Source organism: Vibrio sp. Vb1755 (assembly GCF_033338635.1).
GTDB lineage: Bacteria > Pseudomonadota > Gammaproteobacteria > Enterobacterales > Vibrionaceae > Vibrio > Vibrio alginolyticus.
The window spans coordinates 52,266-71,578 of sequence record NZ_JAWOTA010000009.1; the positions used below are offsets into that span (position 1 = coordinate 52,266).

The 19,313-nt window shown below is 44.8% G+C and carries 21 protein-coding genes; 16 read left to right on the plus strand and 5 right to left on the minus strand.

Annotated features, from left to right (window positions below; genetic code table 11):
• Nucleotides 1-48: 48 nt before the first annotated feature.
• Nucleotides 49-1,392, minus strand: a complete 1,344-nt coding sequence (locus R7E00_RS10490) for a sigma-54 interaction domain-containing protein (RefSeq protein ID WP_086046424.1) — start codon at nt 1,390-1,392, stop codon at nt 49-51.
• A 435-nt stretch (nt 1,393-1,827) separates the two neighbouring features.
• Between R7E00_RS10490 and R7E00_RS10495 the strand changes: the two genes are divergently transcribed.
• From R7E00_RS10495 to R7E00_RS10515, 5 genes are all read left to right on the plus strand, one after another.
• On the plus strand, nt 1,828-2,379 hold the full coding sequence (locus tag R7E00_RS10495; RefSeq protein WP_005379174.1) for a BON domain-containing protein: 552 nt from the start codon (nt 1,828-1,830) through the stop codon (nt 2,377-2,379).
• A gap of 45 nt (nt 2,380-2,424) precedes the next feature.
• Nucleotides 2,425-2,601, plus strand: a complete 177-nt coding sequence (locus R7E00_RS10500; protein ID WP_005379177.1) for a DUF1328 family protein — start codon at nt 2,425-2,427, stop codon at nt 2,599-2,601.
• 8 nt (nt 2,602-2,609) lie between these two features.
• Nucleotides 2,610-2,807 (plus strand): hypothetical protein, encoded by a 198-nt coding sequence (locus R7E00_RS10505; RefSeq protein WP_005394413.1) that lies wholly within the window; start codon nt 2,610-2,612, stop codon nt 2,805-2,807.
• Between the two features lie 104 nt (nt 2,808-2,911).
• Nucleotides 2,912-3,343 carry a hemerythrin domain-containing protein gene (locus R7E00_RS10510; protein WP_005379185.1) on the plus strand — a complete coding sequence of 144 codons (432 nt, stop codon included), beginning with the start codon at nt 2,912-2,914 and terminating at the stop codon, nt 3,341-3,343.
• Between the two features lie 144 nt (nt 3,344-3,487).
• Nucleotides 3,488-5,152 carry a diacylglycerol kinase family protein gene (locus R7E00_RS10515; protein WP_047103710.1) on the plus strand — a complete coding sequence of 555 codons (1,665 nt, stop codon included), beginning with the start codon at nt 3,488-3,490 and terminating at the stop codon, nt 5,150-5,152.
• A gap of 205 nt (nt 5,153-5,357) precedes the next feature.
• Here the strand turns inward: R7E00_RS10515 and R7E00_RS10520 are convergent, their stop codons facing one another.
• Nucleotides 5,358-5,756 carry a hypothetical protein gene (locus R7E00_RS10520; RefSeq protein ID WP_005379193.1) on the minus strand — a complete coding sequence of 133 codons (399 nt, stop codon included), beginning with the start codon at nt 5,754-5,756 and terminating at the stop codon, nt 5,358-5,360.
• A gap of 148 nt (nt 5,757-5,904) precedes the next feature.
• The gene (locus R7E00_RS10525; RefSeq protein ID WP_005379194.1) at nt 5,905-6,342 is read right to left on the minus strand and encodes a DUF2383 domain-containing protein; all 438 of its coding nucleotides are present in this window, start codon (nt 6,340-6,342) and stop codon (nt 5,905-5,907) included.
• Nucleotides 6,343-6,702: 360 nt separating this feature from the next.
• Between R7E00_RS10525 and R7E00_RS10530 the strand changes: the two genes are divergently transcribed.
• Genes R7E00_RS10530 through R7E00_RS10545 form a run of 4 tightly spaced genes read left to right on the plus strand, consistent with a single transcriptional unit; the run spans nt 6,703 to nt 8,944 of the window.
• Complete coding sequence (locus R7E00_RS10530; protein ID WP_005379196.1) at nt 6,703-6,951, plus strand: hypothetical protein; 249 nt, start codon at nt 6,703-6,705, stop codon at nt 6,949-6,951.
• A gap of 48 nt (nt 6,952-6,999) precedes the next feature.
• Entirely contained in the window at nt 7,000-7,512 is a 513-nt protein-coding gene (locus tag R7E00_RS10535; RefSeq protein ID WP_136976610.1) for a hypothetical protein, read from the plus strand.
• Entirely contained in the window at nt 7,502-7,828 is a 327-nt protein-coding gene (locus R7E00_RS10540) for a hypothetical protein (RefSeq protein ID WP_136976611.1), read from the plus strand. The genes R7E00_RS10535 and R7E00_RS10540 overlap by 11 nt, the downstream gene beginning before the upstream one ends.
• 45 nt (nt 7,829-7,873) lie before the next feature.
• Complete coding sequence (locus R7E00_RS10545) at nt 7,874-8,944, plus strand: AI-2E family transporter (RefSeq protein ID WP_005379202.1); 1,071 nt, start codon at nt 7,874-7,876, stop codon at nt 8,942-8,944.
• Between the two features lie 18 nt (nt 8,945-8,962).
• On the opposite strand, the gene R7E00_RS10550 is transcribed toward R7E00_RS10545, so the two are convergent.
• A complete protein-coding gene (locus R7E00_RS10550) occupies nt 8,963-11,410 on the minus strand; it encodes an EAL domain-containing protein (protein WP_136976612.1) in 2,448 nt (815 codons plus the stop codon).
• Between the two features lie 195 nt (nt 11,411-11,605).
• Nucleotides 11,606-12,511 (minus strand): DMT family transporter, encoded by a 906-nt coding sequence (locus tag R7E00_RS10555; protein WP_005379208.1) that lies wholly within the window; start codon nt 12,509-12,511, stop codon nt 11,606-11,608.
• A gap of 168 nt (nt 12,512-12,679) precedes the next feature.
• On the opposite strand from R7E00_RS10555, the gene rmuC reads away from it, so the two are divergent.
• From rmuC to tatC, 7 genes are all read left to right on the plus strand, one after another.
• Entirely contained in the window at nt 12,680-14,212 is a 1,533-nt protein-coding gene (rmuC, locus tag R7E00_RS10560; protein WP_136976613.1) for a DNA recombination protein RmuC, read from the plus strand.
• Between the two features lie 77 nt (nt 14,213-14,289).
• Nucleotides 14,290-15,069, plus strand: coding sequence for a bifunctional demethylmenaquinone methyltransferase/2-methoxy-6-polyprenyl-1,4-benzoquinol methylase UbiE (ubiE, locus tag R7E00_RS10565; protein ID WP_005379210.1), 780 nt, complete (start codon nt 14,290-14,292; stop codon nt 15,067-15,069).
• A gap of 11 nt (nt 15,070-15,080) precedes the next feature.
• Nucleotides 15,081-15,716, plus strand: coding sequence for an SCP2 domain-containing protein (locus R7E00_RS10570; protein WP_005379213.1), 636 nt, complete (start codon nt 15,081-15,083; stop codon nt 15,714-15,716).
• Nucleotides 15,713-17,347 carry a ubiquinone biosynthesis regulatory protein kinase UbiB gene (ubiB, locus tag R7E00_RS10575; RefSeq protein WP_262606309.1) on the plus strand — a complete coding sequence of 545 codons (1,635 nt, stop codon included), beginning with the start codon at nt 15,713-15,715 and terminating at the stop codon, nt 17,345-17,347. The genes R7E00_RS10570 and ubiB overlap by 4 nt, the downstream gene beginning before the upstream one ends.
• 52 nt (nt 17,348-17,399) lie before the next feature.
• Nucleotides 17,400-17,645 (plus strand): Sec-independent protein translocase subunit TatA, encoded by a 246-nt coding sequence (gene tatA, locus R7E00_RS10580; protein ID WP_005382958.1) that lies wholly within the window; start codon nt 17,400-17,402, stop codon nt 17,643-17,645.
• Nucleotides 17,646-17,648: 3 nt separating this feature from the next.
• On the plus strand, nt 17,649-18,047 hold the full coding sequence (gene tatB / locus R7E00_RS10585) for a Sec-independent protein translocase protein TatB (protein ID WP_005382959.1): 399 nt from the start codon (nt 17,649-17,651) through the stop codon (nt 18,045-18,047).
• A 68-nt stretch (nt 18,048-18,115) separates the two neighbouring features.
• Entirely contained in the window at nt 18,116-18,868 is a 753-nt protein-coding gene (gene tatC, locus R7E00_RS10590) for a twin-arginine translocase subunit TatC (protein ID WP_005379234.1), read from the plus strand.
• The last annotated feature ends 445 nt before the right edge of the window (nt 18,869-19,313 follow it).

Genomic DNA, 19,313 nt, shown 5'->3' on the forward strand with positions numbered 1-19,313 from the left:
AAGAGCACTGAATAAAAGTCAGTGCTCTTTTTGTATTCCCATAGCGAGTTACTCGTCTTGATACTTTTCGAGTTTGTTATAGAGCGTTTTCACGCTAATGCCTAACTCCTGCGCTGATTCCGTTTTATTGCCTTGATTCTCTTCAAGGGTATTGAGAATGGCGGCTTTTTCTAGCTCTTCTAGCGAAACGCCCGCCGGAACAAGGTCTTCGATGCTGGTGCCTGTTTCCAATGGTGGTGTGTCGAAGATCAGGTGTTCATCTCGGATGGTGTCATCAGCCAAAATAAATGCACGCTCGATCGTGTGTTTGAGCTCACGGACATTACCTGGCCAGTCGTGTGCAGCGACTTTTTGGATCGCAGAGTCAAGAATCGTTTTGGTTTTTGCCTCATTGGCGTTGCGGTGCGCGATAAAGTGCTTGGCCAGACCGACGATATCACCGCCTCGTTCTCGCAGTGGCGGTATCGTTAATGGGAAATGCGATAACCGGAAAAACAGATCTTCACGCAGGAACTGCTCCTCAATGGCGATTTTAGGATCACGGTTTGTAGCAGCAATGATGCGAGTATTAGCGATATGAACTGTATTACTGCCAACTGGGCGATACTCTCCGGTTTCTAGCACCCGCAATAGCTTCACTTGATGCTCGATAGGCATCTCGGTGATTTCATCTAAAAATAGGGTGCCGCCCTCTGCCTGCTTAAATACACCTTGGTGAGTTTTATTTGCTCCGGTAAAAGCGCCTTTCTCATGGCCAAACAGTTCACTATCAACCAATTCAGGGCTAATGGCACCACAATTAATCGCTATAAAGGGCTGTTGTTTACGCTCACTCGCTAAGTGGATGGTCTGCGCCACCAGTTCTTTGCCTGATCCACTTTCACCGACAATAAGGACGTTGGCTTCGGTTTTAGCAACGCGCCTGATCATACGATAGAGCTGATGCATCGGAGAGGAAGAGCCGACCAAAAGACCAAATTGGTCAAGATCGCTGGTGGACACTTTACGCCCTTGATCTTGTTTGTGTTGATAGTACTGGCTGACTTCGCTCAGGGTGTCCGTCAGAATGGCAATATCAACGGGCTTTCTGTAGTGAAAAATAGCACCCAAGTTCATCAGCTTATCCAAGTTCTCGTTTGGAGCGCCTGAGCTAATGATGATCAAGTCCATATCGTAGATGTCTTCGATATTAGAAAGACGTTGATAATCTGCACTAGTAAAGTGGGCGACTTCAACAATCGCAACTTCCGGTTTGAGTTGTAGGAAATCTTCAATCCATTGGTCTGCGGCATCGATGTCATGCAGACGAAATTTGTTCAGTTCCTGGCAAGAAGCGATGGCATTTTTAAGTGATGGATCTTGTATTCTTAGAAACAGGCTTGGCATCGACATAGAAATGTCCTCTTTACTATGACAGAAACAATGTACGTGGATTATTCTCACTTCACAAGACAAAATATTGTCAGCATAGATTTAAGGATTTGTTCGATATTTTTATGTTGTTAGCCCCTTTTTGATATATATCGGTGAGAGCCATCAGTAGATATTTCCTTTTGTTCTGATTTTTTATTTAAAATAATAATTTTGCTATTAATTGATTCTGGAGAAATAGCCTTTCTGTTTTATCAGGTTATTTAGGCACAAGTGACGGAGGCTTTATCACCGATTAAAAATTACATTTATTACGTGTAAATAATTCATGCTTATACTTTATTGCTCATCTCATTTTTACCTCTTTCCTTTATTAGTCACTTAAAAACAATGAGTTATAAAGTTGGCACATGGTTTGCTCCTAGGGAAGTGCAACGTCAATAAAGGAGAATTACCATGAATAACATCGCAGCTAAAATTGTACTTACGTCAGTTCTTGCTACTTCATCTACAGCAGTCTTAGCGAGTGATAAATGGGAAAAAGAATCCATGGACGCTTGGCTAGATGGTAAAGCTGAAACCACACTACTGCTAAACAGCAATCTCAACTCTTTTGATATCAATACCGATGTTGAGAATCAGGTCGTTACCCTTTCTGGTTCGGTAAACAATGATCTTGAAAAATCACTTGCCGAAGAGCTTGTTACTGGTCTTGATGGTGTGAAAAAAGTAAACAACGAATTGTCAGTAGTGAATGAAGGCAAGAAAGAAACTGATTCAGAAGCTTTAGCTACACTGACCGATTCTAAAATCACGACTATAGTTAAAACGCGCCTACTAATGGATACCAATGTGAGTGGTACGGATATTGATGTAACGACAGAACGTAAAACGGTAACGTTGGCAGGTAAAGTTAATTCAGATGCGGAGCATGATCTTGCAATTTCAATTGCAAATAACACCAATGACGTAAATAAGGTGATTGATAAGCTAGAAGTGGTTCAATAATAGCGAGCCGAGTGATTTAACCCACTTTTATTAGGAGGTAACACTATGGTTCGTTGGATGTTTATTTTTCTGGCACTGGCACTAATTTCTGCACTATTAGGCTTTACCGGTATTGCAGGAGCTGCTGCCTCTATCGCGCAAGTGATATTTTACCTATTCCTATTGTCATTAATTGTATCAATAGTGATTGTTCTGCTAGGAAGAAAAAACGTAAATAGATAGGAGATTCCATGCAACTTACGTCATTTATTTACCGTATCGCCGCAGTATTCGGTTTGGTGTTTGCGTTGGCAGCTTGTAGTGAAGAAGGGCCAATGGAACAGGCCGGCAAAAAGATAGATGAAGCCGCCGAAGAAACCCAAAATGCGATTGAAGATGAATGTGAAAACATTAAAGAAAATCTAAACGCTGAAGACCAAGACTGTTAGCCGAATCAGGTTAGGTTTTTTACGCATAGCTATGTAAGAGAGGGGCGGTCAATCACCGCCCTTCCTTTTGTCCCAATTGTTTACAATCAGATAAGGAGTCAAAGATGAAAAACATATTTGATGTACTGAAAGAGAGTCATGAAAAGCAGCGCCTTTTACTCGATGCTCTGATGGAAACGTCTGGAGATTCCCCCGCTCGTGAAGAGTTTTACCACAACCTTAAAGAGGAACTCGAACAGCACGCAGCGGCAGAAGAGCGATTTTTCTACGCGCCTTTAATAGATAGCGATAAGACCATTGATCTCACTCGCCATGGCATCGCAGAGCATCATGAAATTGATAAAGTGATTGCACAGCTTGATGCAACCGATATGAGCTCGCCAGCGTGGCTCAACCTAATGAAAACCTTGCGTCACAAAGTGTTGCACCATCTTGAGGAAGAAGAACAGCGTTTCTTCCAGTTAGCCGGCAAGGTAATGACCGATAAGCAGAAAATGAAACTAGCGGATGGTTATGTTGAAGAGATGGCAAGCTAGGTAGAGTGTTGGACCTTTTCGTGCCATTTCGGCACGGGAAGGCACTCAATCAAGGCGTTTACTCAAGTTCATGTATCCAAGCTCAATCCCCCGCGTATTCTAACTTCCACTAAAAAGTGCACTCGCTGAAGGCAAGGAGAGCGAATGTTTATCATCAAATATTATATTCTTGGCGCTCTGATCAGTTTATTGGCCGCTATATATACGCCTCAAATTATCGTTAGTTTGCTGTTCTTGTGGATATCTCTTTCTTTAGCGTTGGTCAGCGTAGCCTACGTATTCGACATTCCCTCTATTTTTAGAAAAAACCAAGATGGCAAGATTGTCAGGTGGATTCGCTGGGCATTCATCCCATTTCTATTGGGGGCTAGAGCGTATAACGCCTGGGAAAGACGGCGTGATACAGTGCCTCCAATCCAAAAAGTCAGCGACAATTTATACCTATCTCGCCGTTTGTTTCAGAGTGACTTAGATTTTCTCGAATCCAATGAAATCTCTTGTATTGTCGATGTCACCGCAGAATTTGCAGGCCTTGAAAGTGCGATGACCGACAAGCAGTTTCATTACCTTTCGATTCCGGTACTCGACCACAAAGCCCCGACGCTAGAGCGCCTTCGCCATGCGATTAACTGGATTGATACTCAAATCTCGTGCTCGCGGGCAGTGGTTGTGCATTGTGCGTTAGGGCGTGGTCGTTCAGTGTTTGTTGTGGCGGCGTATTTACTGAGCAAAGACCCGTCACTGACGGTTGAATCCGTGATGAAAAAAATCAATGACGTACGCAGTACCGCGAGATTGAATAAATTACAGATTAGGACGTTACGAGCGATCAGTGAAAAAGGCGTACTGGGGCTGGATCAATCCACTTGGATGGTGGTTAACCCTGTTGCAGGTGGCGGCAAATGGGAGGAAAACGAACAGCACTTGATTCGTGAACTAACCAAAAAATATCGCTTGAGTATTCATCAAACCACCACAAACCTCAGCGCCGAGCAGCTAACACAACAGGCAAAAGAAAGTGGAGCTAAGCAAATCATCGTAGCTGGTGGCGATGGCACAGTAACAGAGGTGGCGAGCCAATTGGTGGATACCGACCTCAAACTCGGTATTGTTCCGCTCGGAACTGCCAATGCGTTATGTCATGTGCTCTATGGCGTTGGCGCAAAATTCTCACCGGTCGAAAAAGCGTGTGAAGCGTTGCTTGGCGGACACTGCCAACGTATTGATACTGCGGAATGTAATCAGCGGCTTATTTTATTGGTCTTAGGCATTGGGCTAGAACAGAAAATGATCGAGCACGCTCAGCGAGAAGAGAAAAATGTTTTTGGACAACTCGCTTACCTCACCGGCTTTTTTAATGCTGTAGTGGCGGAAGAAACGCAAGCTTTAACCGTTTCGTTAGATGCTCCAACTGGAGATGGAAACCACGACAATAATACACAAACGCTTGAAGTCCATAGTTTTGTCGTTGCGAATATCGCTCCATTTAGTACGTTGCTTGCCCAAGGTGGTGATGCGCCGCAGCCTGATGATGGCAAGCTGCATATCACATATTTAGATAACACCGAGTCTTTAGGCGGACGTCTTATCGCATTGTCGGATCTGACATTAACGAGCGTAGGCGCACAGGAAGAATCGACACATTTTCAATACGCGACGGCTCAGAGCGTCACTATTTCTGCGAATAAACCGATTGAGTATGTGATTGATGGTGAACTGTATTCTGATGAGCAACTGGCAATCAAGCTGCGTCCAAAGTCATTGAACGTATTTGTTCCAAGCCAGAGACGTAAATCAGCTTCGCTTTAACACAGATAATCCGCGGATAACGCGCCATTTGCTTCGTATTCTACATGGCGCTTTTTCTGTGTTGTTTGATGATTTGGTGTGCGTCGTAAAAAGGCTATCAAGGTCGCTGCGTAGTAGATGCAGCGGCTTTTTTCTATCTGCACCTTTTACTAGGTTGATTGGGGATGAGGGTTAAACAAAGTGAAAGAAAGAAGGGCGAGTATAATTACTCACCCTGAGGTAAGTGCTTTTCAATTTCATCGTTTTCAACTTGTAAAGCAGCTAACCAATAAGAAACAAGTGCGGTTAAGTTGGTGTCGTCAATGGCTCTAAGCAGGGCTTTTAAATCATCTAACAGTAATTTATTCATAAAATGCATTTCTTTGTAATTGCCTAACTCGGCAACGCCGTATTCGGTGGCATTTTCTGCAATGAATTGTTCACCATCTTGATCGAAGAACAGCTTCGCCATCTTTTTGATCATCACTTTTTCTATTTTCACGAATCGATATGCCGCTCTTGCGAGTGTCATATGTGATTGCGGGTTAACGAGAGGCAAACACGTTTGGCGATGGTGTGTCATTTTTACGAGTAGCTCCCTTACTCGATTGTTATCCAATGTCATAGTGACCTCTTTATTTATGACTATTGTCGTGGGACATTTCTCGTGATGGTTATGTTAATGCGCCTGTGGGCTTGTCAGAAATGGCCAAAGCAAGTTGGCCATTTCTTTGATCAATACCGAGCTTTATTGCAAAGGCGACCACCAAGTTTTAGCTAATAAGGCTGATGCTGCTGAGTTTTTCTTTGCAGCTTTTTATATCGCTACGAACTTTCAGCAGAACCGAGTTATCCGCCTGCTCTGGGTGGGAAGTAATCAAATTCTCAATCTCTTTGAGTACCTTGCTTTCGACACCTTCAAGCTGTTCTAAATACATAGACTCTTTGTCAGAGGACACTTCCTTCATCACGTCGCTGTAGACCTCACGCGCCTTGATGGTGTAGGAAACCGGAGTGTCGTCGGCAGATTCTTCATTGTTACTTGCTAGAGAGTAGGGAGTGAGCTCAATGACTGCACGCTCACGTACTCTGAGCAGTTCTACCAACACATTATTCAAAGAAGTGTTGTCGATGTTCTCGATGGCCTTGTTGTAAATTTCATTTCCGCTTTCGATAAGCTCAATGATTGAGGCGATGTTTTCATTTTTCATATGCCACTCCTTATTTACTGGTGATAGGGGTGTTTGAGCGTATGGAATACAAACACGATGTTCATCTTCAATTGCAGGTTGTATGCCAATGAACTTTAAGTCTTATTAATCAGTGACTTAATATCTTGTTTTGCAATAACTTGCTAACAGTCGGTAAGGCGCTAAGAAAAAATTACAAGAATGGCGGGGAAAGCCTGGAAAGAATTACACGTACAGATACGGCTTTTTATCGAAATAAAAATAAAATCAATAAAAAACAATAATTTAAAATTCTGGCATGGATATGGCTTTGTAGGGAGTAAGTGAGGTCAAACATTGTTTCACTTGATTCACTATTCAACTCATTAATGGAGGCTAGTTATGGCTACTACAAAAGAAAGCACAGTAAAACCTCAAGAGCAGTTAGAAGAAGCATATCACTTAGCGGAACAAGCCACGACGGAAGCCGTTGGCGCGATGAAAGACCAAGCCAAAGAGAAGCTGGATGTCGGTGCGCAGCAAGTTCAGCAGGCGACTAAGTCGGCAGAAAATGTAATCAAGGAGCGCCCATTGCTGAGCATAGGCTGCGCCTTCCTTGCTGGTTGGGCGGTTTCGAAGCTGATCAAATAATAGTGGTCACCAAGGATTAAGCCACACAACAGAAAGGCGAGGCTTCACATGAATAACTCAGGGCAAGTTACCAATCAGCAATCAGGCTCGGCGGCTTCAGACAGCGGCCGAGCCCCTGATGGGGCAGAAGAACAGGATATCCAACAAACCATTAATGGTTTGAGCAGCATTCTTGCGCAATTGGACCAACTGACGACATCGCTAAAAGCATGGTCAGGTTCAACGTTGGATTTGTTCCTCTTGGAGATGAAAGTTAACGTGTCCGCAGTGCGTCAGATTTTGCTGTGTACCGTTGTTTTTACCCTATTGTTGGTATTGTTCGTATTCAGTTTGTGCCTTGCCTCTGGGGTGGTGGCTTATCAGTTAACTGCCAACGTGTATGTTGCCGTGGGTGTATTTATCACATCATTAGGCTTGGCATTATTTGCTTTAGCCTGGTGGCAGAAGCGTTTAGTTGGATTTCTTGGATTCAAAAATACGACAGAACAATTACAGGAGGGGTGGGATGCGCTCGCTACAAAAGCTCAATCGAGCCATGCGGATCAAGCGGATGGAAGGTAAAGCGTCTCTAGAGCAATGCTGTTTGTCGATGGAAATGTTCACGTTTACCACCAAGAAGTTTGTGAGAGAAAACCCTTGGACGACATTAGGCATTAGTGCTGTCGTTGCCGTTACCGCTGCAAAAGCAGGTCGATTGTCTCGACTGACTTCTTCTATTTCGTCAATGGGGCTATTGGTTAGCAGCGTGTCTGATATTACCGATTCGCTCACAAAGCCGGTCGCGGCAGCTTCTCTGGATGAGTCAGATGCGGAGCAAAATGGAAATGCAGCAACACAAATAAGCAACGCTGCGACGACAGAGGGCGAACCACTCTAATAGCGGATTTCACCGCAAAATTTTCTTACCGATTCTGAGCTTATTATGACAGCGAAATTGAACATTCCTGCCAACACTGCGATTGGTGCAACGCTTCTCGTCCTGTTACTCGTCCCAGGGCTGTATTTTGCCAAGCCAATATTGTTACCTATTGTGCTTAGCACCTTTATTTCTCTGCTGTGCAGCCCTTTCATTAATTATCTTGAAGACAAAGGTTTACCACGTGCTATTACCGTCGTGTTGACGCTGTCATTCCTCGTTGGCGCCTCAATTATTGGTCTTGCCGCCATGTCGGAGCCCGCCAAGCAATGGTGGTCTGAGCTGCCCAGTATCGTGAAAAATGTGTCGCAAGAAGTGAGTGAAGTGACTAAAGCTTCGGCTGATCACCTTAATACTCCATTGAATATCGCCAACGATATGAGCATGGATGAGGTCGGGAACAACACCGTATTTTCTTTGGTAAAAACGCTCGCGACCACTACGCCGACGATTTTGACACAAGCGATGATCGTGCTGTTTATGGTTTACTTTATGCTCAATCATGGACGAAGCTTATTTCGAAAGTCAGTGTCTTACCTACATGGGTTCGCCAAACAGCGCCAAGCGATTGAGTTGGTCAAAGCGCTACAGAAAGACCTATCTCGATACATTGGCACCATCACTTTAGTGAATGCGGGGCTGGGGTTGAGTGTTGGGGCCGTGTTTTTTGTTCTAGGCCTTGAAGATCCATTTCTATGGGGCGCATTTGCAGGCGTGATGAATTTTGCGCCGTACCTCGGCCCTGTCATATCCATGGTGAGCTTTGGCTTTGTTGCTTATCTTCAGTTGGAGTCGGTCAGTTTTATGCTGACGGTGGTGTCTATCTATTTACTGCTCAATTTGATTGAAAGTCAGTTTGTTACACCAACACTATTGGGGAAAAGGTTTAACTTAAACCCGTTAGTGATTTTTGTTTGGCTTGTTTTTTGGGGCTGGCTTTGGGGCGGAATGGGACTATTGATCGGTGTGCCGTTGCTGGTTTGTATCAATATTTTGGTTGATCGTCTAGAGCTATGCCAATCAACCCAAAATCAAGCAAAACAAATCACCTCCGCGGACGTGGCACCGCGAGAGTGACTTGAGGATCAAGCTGGTTCAACGAAACAGTTTTTCAGCGCTCACTGGCTGACTAAACAAATATCCCTGACCATAAATACAGCCTTTTTCGAATAAATAATCGGCTTGTTCCCGAGTTTCTATCCCTTCCGCGACGACTTTCAACGACAGCGTTTTTCCCATGGCAATAATGGCATTCACAATCGCGTTGCTGTCGCTATTACTTGGGACATCACTGACAAATGAGCGGTCAATTTTCAGTTTGTTGATTGGCAAACCTTTCAAGTAAGACAAAGACGAATAGCCAGTTCCAAAGTCATCCAGAGAAATCTCAATACCCAGTTCTCGTAATTGATTTAACGATGCAATGGCTTGTTGAGGGTCGATCAGTAAAAAGCTCTCTGTGATCTCCAAATCTAACCGTTGGGCAGGGTATCCGGTGTTATCGAGGATAGTACTTAATCGCTGAATGAAATTTGACTGCTGAAGCTGCAACGCAGAAACATTGACGGCGATTTTGCCAAACTCGATGCCTTGGTCCAGCCAAGCATTACCTTGCAAACAAGCTTGTTGTAACACCCACTCACCAATGCTTTGAATCAGCCCTGTTTTTTCTGCAATTGGAATAAAGTCTGCTGGTGGTACAAGGCCAAACTCTGGATGCTGCCAGCGTAATAAAGCTTCCACGCCGACAATCGTATTTTGTTCCAAGTTGTATTGCGGTTGGAACTCTAACCGGAGTTGTTGTTTTTCTATTGCTTGATGCAAAGCGGATTGAATGCGTACATGGGATACGGATTTATCGGTCAAATCCGGTGAGTAAAACGCGTAGCCGTTGCGTCCATTTTTCTTCGCTAAGTACATCGCAGTGTCTGCGTTTTTCAGTAAGGTTTCACTGTCTTGACCGTCTCTTGGGTACAAGGCAATACCAATACTGGTCGAGACACGAAGTGAGTCGTGATTTGCTAAGTCGAATGGTTGCTGGAATACGCTTAGAATATCGCCGACGGTTTCCAGTAAGGCAACATCACTATGGATGTCTGGCAAAATAATCACAAATTCATCGCCGCCAATACGAGCCACATGCGCATTGAGGTGAAGCACATCTTGCAGACGAATCGCTAACTTAGACAGCAATTGGTCACCACAGAAGTGGCCCATGCTATCGTTGATGTGTTTGAAATGGTCGATATCTAAGAATAGGGTGGCAAACGTCTGCTGGTTTTTGTGTCCGGTTTCGATGTGTTGTTCGAGTAAGCTGAGTAAATGGGTGCGATTAGGTAGATTGGTTAATGGATCGTAAAAAGCCATGCGCTGCAGCTTTTCTTCGTGTGCCTTACGCACAGAGATATCTTCAAACACACAAATGTAGTTAATAAGGTGGTTTTTATCGTCCATTACGGCGCTAATGGTCGCTAATTGCGGATAAATGCTGCCATCTTTCTTTCTGTTGATGAATTCGCCTTTCCATTGGCCTTTGTTTTCGAGTTGATGCCACAACTGTTGATAGAAACCTTGATCATGATGGCCTGAGCGCAGAATTCGTGGGTTTTTTCCTATCACCTCTTCAGAGCGGTAACCTGTAATTTGGGTAAAAGCCGTGTTTACATCAATGATGTTGGCATTGCGGTCTGTAATGACCATGCCTTCTTGCGAATTGTTGAAAATTTGGGACGCTAAGGAGAGCTGCGTTTCTACCATTTTTCGGCGGGTGATGTTACGTGTCATCCCCAGAATGCCGATTAAGTTTCCCGCATGATCACGGACAGGAGACTTAATGGTTTCTAGCCAAGTGGGGTTATTGTTTTCATCAATTTGACGGCATTCTTCAACAATATTTTGCGTGCCCGTGGCTACCACCAATTTATCGGCATCAATGAATTTTTCCGCACGTTCATGGCTAAACAGAGCAAAATCGTCTTTTCCAATGATTTCACTGTTGGTTTTTTGCCACGCATTTTCTACGCTTCGGTTGGTCATCGAATAAAGACCATCCATGCCTTTTATCCATACGTGGTCTTCAAGGCAGTCGATAAACTCTTGTAGTGTTGGTGTTGGCTTTATTTCCGCGCTTTGATGTCGCGTTTGTTCTTGCTGACAGTGCAAGTTGATATCAAAGCTGATCCGCCCCGCCATTGCGCTTAGCCATGCCGAAACAACCGTCGATTGATCATTAGGGTGAGTCAATGTCAGTACGGCAAGCAATTCGCCATTAGGTAGCCAAATCGGTCCTATGCTCAAGGTTTGCTCTTCAAAGGGGGTATGGCTAACTGTAAAATCTGTCGGCGTAAAGTGATCGACAACTTGCGTTATCACATCGACGATAGCACGATGATTTTGGGTTGAGGTGGACACCTCAGTCGATAGCCACCGCTGAGTATCGCTCAGAGTATAAAGCTGTCCCTGAGCTTGAGTTACATCACAGCATTGTCGCAGAGCGTGTTGCCAGTCTGCCATCAAAGGCGAAGGAATAGCGAAGCGAAACATAATTAATAACGAGTCCTAAATCGCCCAAAGGTAATTATATTAGAATCTAGCGTAAGCTATTGGGCTTTGTGAGTATCGTATCCAACGCGTAGCTAAATCCTAGCAGCGTAAAGTGCTTTCTATCATTAAAATGTTATCTATATCTCTTTTTTATCCAACTTATTGCATCGTTTTTTTAGGGCTTTTGATAGGTGATTAAGAAGCGTTTACCGCTTTGGTTTTCTTGCCCCATGAGACTTGCTGAATGACTAAGCCACTGATGATCAATACCAGGCCAATCAAGGTTGAAGGATGAATTTCTTCGCCGATGATGGTAGCTAACAACATGAGTGAGATAAATGGAGAAGCAAAGATCAGATTACTGATACGCGCGGTGTTTTGCGTTGATTTGAGTGCGCTCAGCCACAAAACGAAAGTGATCCCCATTTCAAACAGTCCGACATACGTCACCGCTGCCCAGCCTTTAGCTGAGATCATCTGCCAGTCAGCACCTTCATAAAGACTTAAACCAATGGCGAATGGAATAGCGACCAAAAAGCCGAGCAGAACGCCAACCACAGGGTCGGCCTTATTTTTGGTATTTAAAATCCAGTAACCGGCCCACAGCAGTGTTGATAGCAGCGCAAGGCCAACACCCAACGGGCTCTCAAATTCCATGCCTAAAAGATTGCCTTGCGTGGCAATCACTATCACACCGACATAACTAAAACCGCAAGCCAGCCAGTCCTTACCACGGATCTTTTGTCCTAAGAAAACAGCGGCCATTAGCGTTAAGGTGATGGCCCAGCTGTAGTTGATCGCTTGAGCCTGAGATGCGGGCAGCAAGTCATATGCTTTGAACAGAATAACGTAATACGCCAAAGGGTTAATCAACCCAAGCAGTAGGTAATACCAAGGGTTTGAGAAAAATGTAGCGCTTAACTGGCCCAATTTGCCTTGCACACCACAGATTACTGTTAGCGCAATCGCAGAGACGATACTGGCTATGCATAGCATTTGAATCGGCGTAAATTCTGCCAACGTGAGTTTAAATGCGGTTGCAACGGTAGACCAAAGTAATACTGCTGAGAGCCCAAATCCTAGGGCGCGACGCTCGTTCATGATGCCTCTGCGTGATGATGTGCCGCTCGGTTTGGATAATTTGAGCGGAAGAAAGAATATTATAGGAAGGCCTAGTGTATGCGAGGATTTTTCATCCAACAAACTGGACATTTATCCAGTGTCTAAATACCATTGTTATAGATACAAAACACAGGCTAACTCGCTATTATGCAATGGATTCTTGAGTACCAATCTCTCATTCTCTCTTCTCTTTGTGCTGCCACGCTTAGTGGTGTCGCTGCCGGTTGGTGGGTGAAACAGCGTTTTATCACCCAAACTCAGCTTCTCGAGCAACAACTTTTTTCAGAAAAACAGCTTCATCAACAGCAACTTGAACAGGTCAAGCAAAGCCTTGCCGATGCTCAGCAAGAGTTGGATGAGTTAGATGATGAGCGCGATAAAGCCGCGTTTGAAGTGCGTCAAACGCACGGAAAGCTGATGGCAGCTATGGAAAAACTGCGTTACTTCGAGGCCGTAAAGCAAGAGCGCCAGCAATATTTTGATGAGCTTGGTCAAATGCGTGAACACAAATCACGTCTAGAAACGCAGCTGCGTGAACAGCAAGCTCGCCATGAGCAAATTAACCAAGCTAATGCCGAAAAACTGCAAATTTTAGAACAAGCGGAAGCACGCTTGAAACAACAATTTGAGCACTTGGCAAATCAACTGTTTGAAGAAAAAACCGCGAAGGTCGATTTGCAAAACCGTCAGAGTTTAGAAGGCTTGTTGTCACCGCTTAGAGAACAGTTAGAAGGGTTCAAAAAGCACGTTAATGACAGCTTTAGCCAAGAAGCTAAAGAGCGCCATACCTTAGTGCATGAGCTGAAAAACCTGCAACGTTTGAACGAGCAAATGACGCGCGAAGCGGTTAATTTGACCCAAGCGTTGAAAGGGGACAACAAACAGCAAGGTAACTGGGGCGAAGTGGTGCTCGCTAGGGTACTTGCCGAATCTGGCTTGCGTGAAGGGCACGAATATCAGACTCAGGTGAACTTACAAAATGAAGCAGGCAAGCGTTACCAACCTGATGTCATTGTGCATCTCCCACAAAACAAACAAGTGGTTGTGGATTCTAAAATGGCGCTGGTTGCCTATGAGCGCTACTTCAACGCCGAAACTGATGCTGAGCGCGATCAGGCTTTGAATGCGCACTTAGCTGCTCTACGTGCACATATCAAAGGGTTAAGCATGAAGGACTACCACAAACTCAAAGGTATTCAGAGTTTGGACTATGTACTTATGTTTATTCCGGTTGAGCCGGCGTTCCAAGTCGCGATTCAAGCCGATCCGAGCTTGATTAAATACGCGATGGAGCAAAACATCATTTTGGTGAGCCCAACAACGTTGCTGGTGGCACTGCGCACCATTGATAATCTATGGCGCAATGAACGCCAAAATGAAAACGCCAAAATGATTGCGCAGCGTGCGACAAAACTCTACGACAAATTACGATTGTTTGTAGACGACATGGAGGGGCTCGGCGGTGCGCTGGATAAGGCGAATCAAAGCTATCAAGGTGCGATGAACAAGCTTGCCACAGGGCGCGGAAATGTGATTCGCCAAGCCGAAAGCTTTAAACACTTGGGAGTTGAAATTAAACGACCGATTTCTTCCGACCTCGCGCAGTTAGCGCAGAGTGATGCATTTTCAGAAAATGACCCGTTAGTAGAAAGACATCCGGCTGAGGATAAAGTAAACTAATCGCCCGCAGTGCAGTGGGCGATTTTATTTGTCAACAAACGCCCCGTAGAGGAAAGCGCTGCCTAAGAGGAATTAGAATGACGGACACAAGTTTGCAATCCAATACAGCGTTAGAGAATGAAACCACTCACTTTGGTTTCTCTACAGTGGCAAAAGACGAAAAAGTGACTAAGGTTGCCGAAGTATTCCACTCCGTGGCAACAAAATACGACATCATGAATGACCTGATGTCAGGTGGTATTCACCGCCTTTGGAAGCGCTTCACTATCGATTGTAGTGGCGCTCGCCCTGGCCAACGTATTCTTGACCTAGGTGGTGGTACGGGGGATTTGACGGCGAAATTCTCGCGCATTGTTGGCGATGAAGGCCATGTCATCCTTGCCGATATCAATAACTCAATGCTTAACGTTGGTCGCGATAAACTGCGTGATAACGGTATTGTGGGTAACGTGCATTACGTTCAAGCCAACGCAGAAGAACTGCCGTTCCCAGATGATTATTTTGATGTCATCACCATCAGTTTTTGTTTGCGTAATGTGACTGACAAAGACAAAGCGCTTCGTTCAATGTTCCGCGTACTGAAGCCAGGCGGCCGCCTATTGGTGTTGGAATTTTCAAAACCAGTGCTAGAGCCGTTATCTAAAGTATACGATGCATATTCATTCCACTTGTTGCCGAGAATCGGTGAGCTAGTTGCGAATGACTCAGAGAGTTACCGCTACCTAGCGGAGTCAATCCGTATGCATCCAGACCAAGAAACGCTGGAAGGCATGATGCAAGACGCAGGTTTTGAAAACACCAAATACTACAACTTAACTGGTGGTATTGTGGCTTTGCATCGCGGTTATAAATTCTAAGGGTTAACGGCATGCCATTTGAACCACTTATCACCGCTGTGATTGAAACGTCACTGAATACACTGATCAAAGACGACCCTGCATTGGGCCGTCGTTTAGCGCGTCTAAAAGGTCAAGTTATTCAAGTTCACCTGAAAGAGATCAATAAAACACTGACATTCGTTTTTAGTCAGCAAATTGATGTGCTTGGTCATTACGAAGGGCAGCCTAACTGCTATCTATCGCTCAACTTGAGTGTGTTACCAGAGCTGCGCGATCAGGCCAACATCACTCGTCTTATTAAACAAGATAAACTTGAACTCGAAGGCGATATTCAATTGGCGCAGAAATTCTCTCAGTTGATGGTGGATTGCAAACCAGATGTTGAAGAGTGGTTGTCTCGCGTGACTGGCGATGTCGCCGCACATACCTTTGTGCAAGGTTCAAAAAACATCGGCAACTTTCTTGCGTCTCAAGCAGAAAAACACCAGCGTCATCTGGCGCAAGTAGTGACTGAAGAATGGAAACTGGCTCCCGCTCCGTTAGAAGTGGCCTATTTCTGTGACCAAGTTGATGAGGTTCGCAGCCAGGCTTCTCGCATTGAAGCTCGTTTAACGGCTTTGCTGAATAAGCTGGATGCAGATAAGCCCGCATTGGAGAAACCATGACGCCAGCAGAACTAAAGCGCTTATACCACATCGCCAAAGTACAACTGGAATACGGCTTAGATGAGCTGCTTCCCGATCACCAACTGACCAAAGCGCCGCTTTTACTGCGCAAAAGCTTGTTTTGGATTAAGAACAAGCACCCAGAAAAACCACTCGGTGAACGTCTGCGTTTAGCACTGCAAGAGCTGGGGCCGGTTTGGATTAAGTTCGGTCAGATGATGTCGACGCGCCGTGACTTATTTCCTCCGCATATCGCTGATCCCCTAGCTTTACTTCAAGACCAAGTCGCGCCTTTTGATGGCGAGTTGGCAAAAAAGCAGATGGAGCAAGCATTAGGTGGTCCGTTAGAAAAATGGTTTACCGAGTTTGATATCAAACCACTGGCGTCTGCGTCGATTGCTCAGGTACATACTGCGCGCATAAAAGACACTAACCAAGAAGTGGTATTAAAGGTGATCCGCCCAGATATTCGCCCAGTCATTGATTCAGATCTAAAACTGATGCACCGAATGGCGCGTATAGTCGCCGGAGCGATGCCTGAAGCACGTCGTTTAAAACCAGTTGAAGTCGTGCGTGAATACGAGAAAACCCTGCTTGATGAACTCGACTTGCGACGTGAGGCGGCGAATGCCATTCAGTTGCGCCGCAACTTTGAAGGCAGCGAAGAATTATATGTTCCTGAAGTTTTTCCCGACTTCAGTAATGAAACTGTCATGGTTTCTGAGCGAATATATGGCATTCAAGTCTCTGATATTGAAGGCTTGAAAGCAAATGGTACCAATATGAAATTGCTCGCGGAACGCGGTGTGAGTGTGTTCTTCACTCAGGTGTTCCGAGACAGCTTTTTTCATGCCGATATGCATCCGGGTAATGTGTTCGTCAAACCCGAACATCCAGAGAACCCAATGTGGATAGGGCTAGATTGCGGAATCGTTGGTACACTTAATAGCGAAGACAAGCGTTATCTGGCGGAAAACTTCCTGGCGTTTTTCAATCGTGACTACCGCCGAGTGGCGGAGTTACATGTGGATTCAGGGTGGGTGCCTGCGGATACCAATGTCGATGAGTTTGAGTTCGCGATTCGCATTGTGTGTGAGCCTATTTTTGCTAAGCCATTGTGCGAAATCTCCTTTGGTCATGTGTTGTTGAATTTGTTCAACACGGCACGTCGATTCAATATGGAGGTTCAGCCACAACTTGTACTGTTGCAAAAAACGCTGTTGTACGTGGAAGGGCTTGGTAGGCAGCTATATCCTCAACTTGATTTGTGGGAGACCGCAAAACCATTCCTTGAAGAATGGATGATGAATCAAGTTGGGCCGCAAGCTTTGGTGAATGCAATTAAAGATCGTGCACCATTTTGGGCGGAGAAGTTACCGGAACTGCCAGAGCTGCTTTACGATAGCCTGAAACAAGGTAAAGCGATGAACCAACGCATGGATCAGCTTTACCAAGGGTATCGTCAGAGCAAGCGCCAGCAGGCGACAGGAAAGTTTTTATTTGGCGTTGGCGCCACTTTAGTCGTATGCTCGGCAATATTGGTGAACAATGCTTTTGAGCAGCTTTCGTTGGCCAGCGGTATCGCAGGTGTCACATTTTGGCTGCTTAGTTGGCGAGCTTATCGTCAATAGACGTTAAACTCTTGAAATATTTTTGTTTATTTAAAGACCCGAGGTAAAGAGAATGGGTGGTATCAGTGTTTGGCAACTTCTAATCATTGCTGTAATTGTTGTATTGCTATTCGGAACTAAGAAACTACGCGGTATCGGTGGCGATCTGGGTGGTGCCGTTAAGGGCTTCAAAAAAGCGATGAGCGAAGATGAACCTGCGAAAAATGACAAAGACGCAGACTTCGAACCAAAAAGTCTAGAAGAGCAGCAGAAAAAAGAAGCTGCTCCTGAAACGAAAAAAGACAAAGAGCAGGCGTAAAACGTGTTTGATATCGGTTTTTGGGAACTGGTATTAATATCTGTTGTTGGTCTGGTCGTTCTTGGGCCGGAGCGTTTGCCTCATGCTATTCGCAGCGTGTCTCGCTTTATCGGTGCCGCTAAGAGTATGGCAAATAGCGTCAAAGACGAATTGTCACACGAGCTGAAAGTCCAAGAGCTGCAAGAAAACTTGCGCAAAGCAGAACAAATGGGGATGGATGATTTGTCCCCTGAGTTGAAATCTTCAGTCGAAGAATTGAAGAAGGCAGCGCAATCTGTAAATCGTCCTTACGCAAAGAACACCGATTCAGAGGCTGAGCCTGTAAAAACAGAGCCAGCAGCAGAAAAGGTAGAGAAAGCGGAAGAGAGCAAGGTTACAGCGGCAGATAAGAAAGCCGAATAGTCTCATTAGGAGGAGCTACTAGTGATTGGTAGCTCCTTTTTGATCTGGTTTTTAATAAGAGGTTTGCCATGTCTACCGTCGAGCAGACACAACCTTTAATTAGTCATTTGTTGGAGCTTCGCAACCGACTACTGCGCTCAATTTTGGCAGTGTTGGTGGTGTTTGTCGGACTAATTTATTTCTCTAACCACATTTACGAGTTTGTTTCCGCACCTTTAGTAGAGCGTCTACCTGAAGGCGCAACCATGATTGCTACGGATGTGGCTTCACCCTTTTTCACGCCACTGAAGTTGACGTTAATCGCTTCGGTATTTATTGCGGTGCCGTTTATCTTGTATCAAGTGTGGGCATTTGTAGCGCCAGGTTTGTACAAGCATGAACGTCGATTGATCATGCCACTGCTGTTCTCGAGTTCGCTATTGTTCTACTGTGGAGTGGCATTTGCCTACTTCGTGGTATTTCCATTGGTGTTTGGCTTCTTTACCGCCATCTCTCTTGGTGGAGTAGAGTTTGCAACTGATATCTCGAGTTATCTCGACTTTGTGCTGGCGCTATTTATGGCGTTTGGTATCGCATTCGAGGTGCCTGTTGCGATTATTTTGTTGTGTTGGACTGGGGCCACTACACCAGAAGATTTAAGACAGAAACGTCCTTATATTATAGTGGCTGCGTTTGTCGTAGGTATGGTGTTAACGCCACCAGACATGATCTCGCAAACCTTACTCGCTATTCCGATGTGTTTACTGTTTGAAGTCGGTTTGTTCTTCGCGCGTTTTTATACTCGTCGAAGCGAAGAAGTAGAAGCGGAAACCGAAGAATAAGGCTAATCTAGATGTGAAAAGCGGCTCAATTGAGCCGCTTTTTTTTGCGGTTGGTTTTTTCTTGGGCTAATTACTTAACTTTCATGACGTAACCACATTTTGTGCATACGTATACTTCCTTGATGCCCAGCAGCTTTTGAAAAAAACTGCGCGGTACGCGTTGTAAGTAAGCACCATGTGTACACACTTCAACTTTCATATTCATGCTGTTTTACATTTGTGCTAATTAATTGGCGTAAATCAGTATAGAAAAATAATGTGTCGAGTTGTCGACAGTTTTGCAAAGCGGACGAAGTAAAGTGACGATATGAGAAGTAAGTAGAGTTGCTAGTTAATTATTATGTTTATCAATAATTTTGTATGGATTGTTCTACTATTTCAACGGGTTGAATCGTTCATTCAATAGTTTAGGTGATAAAAAAGCGACGTTGATTTCGTCGCCTTT